The following is a 320-nucleotide window of genomic DNA, read 5'->3' as shown; positions in this document are numbered from 1 at the left end:
AGTGCCCATCGTTTACGGCTAGGACTACCGGGGTATCTAATCCCGTTTGCTCCCCTAGCTTTCGCACCTCAGCGTCAGTTACGGACCAGAGAGCCGCTTTCGCCGCCGGTGTTCCTTCTGATATCTACGCATTTCACCGCTCCACCAGAAGTTCCGCTCTCCCCTACCGCACTCTAGCCCTGTAGTATCACCTGCCGTTCTTCCGTTAAGCGGAAGGATTTCACAACTGACTTGCAGGGCCGCCTACGTGCCCTTTACGCCCAATAATTCCGAACAACGCTTGCCACCTCTGTATTACCGCGGCGGCTGGCACTACGATA

1 rRNA gene is annotated in these 320 nt (G+C 55.9%); it reads right to left on the bottom strand.

Annotated features, from left to right (window positions below):
• Positions 1 to 320: ribosomal RNA gene (locus C0R07_RS19655) — 16S ribosomal RNA — on the bottom strand; the annotation flags it as partial.

Source organism: Stenotrophomonas bentonitica, assembly GCF_002887735.1.
GTDB classification, from domain to species: Bacteria; Pseudomonadota; Gammaproteobacteria; order Xanthomonadales; family Xanthomonadaceae; genus Stenotrophomonas; species Stenotrophomonas bentonitica_A.
Note: the sequence above shows the minus strand (reverse complement) of the source record. Positions and strands in the feature narration are given on the sequence as shown.